The organism is Pseudoalteromonas citrea (genome assembly GCF_000238375.3).
Lineage (GTDB): Bacteria > Pseudomonadota > Gammaproteobacteria > Enterobacterales > Alteromonadaceae > Pseudoalteromonas > Pseudoalteromonas citrea.
The window spans coordinates 1-774 of sequence record NZ_AHBZ03000008.1 but is presented as its reverse complement, the minus strand read 5'-3'; the positions used below and the strand labels follow the sequence as shown (position 1 = coordinate 774).

At 46.3% G+C, this 774-nt stretch carries 1 protein-coding gene; it reads left to right on the top strand.

Going from position 1 to position 774, the window contains the following annotated elements; translation table 11 throughout:
• Nucleotides 1-774: condensation domain-containing protein (locus PCIT_RS00045; RefSeq protein WP_021032373.1), on the top strand; the 774-nt coding region annotated here is incomplete at both ends.

Genomic DNA, 774 nt, shown 5'->3' with positions numbered 1-774 from the left:
GCAACGGGAACATTTAGTCGGTGGGGAGTTAGATAAGCAATTACTGTATTGGGAGCAGCAACTAGCAGACGTACCAGGGGTTCATGGTTTGCCACTGAGCTATCCACGTCCTGCGATAAAACAACATATAGGCTCGGTGGTGACAGGCGGTTTACCAGCAGAGGTTGCGAAACAGCTGCAAGTGGTGGCGAAGCAGCATAAGTTGACGCCATTTATGCTATTACATGGTGCATTATCTTTGCTGTTAGCTAGACACAGTAATAGTTCAGATATTGTGGTGGGAACGCCTGTAGCGAATAGAACACAGTCGGAATTAGCGCCTTTGATTGGTTTTTTTGTGAATACACTCGTATTGCGCGCAGAGACCGATCATGAGACGTTGGCAGAATACTTTCAGCATATAAGACAAGTGCATATAGGAGCGCAGTCAAACCAAGATGTGCCTTTTGAGCAGTTAGTAGATAGATTAAAAGTCCCTCGAGGAGGAGCACATAGTCCTTTATTCCAAATCATGCTGACGACGAGCACAGATTATGGTTTGAGCGCAGCGGAGGAAGTAAGCTCTTTACCGGGACTGGCATTGGAAGGATATGACAGTGGGGCAGTGACAGCGAAATTTGATTTAGATATTAACTTGAGCATGAGCGATGAAGGGGTAGGACTGACCTGGACGTATGATATCAGTGTGTTTGATGAACAAATGGTCTCGCGTTTGAATACACATTTATGCCGACTCTTAACGAGCTTAGCGGAAGTGGGTGAAGGGACAGCAGC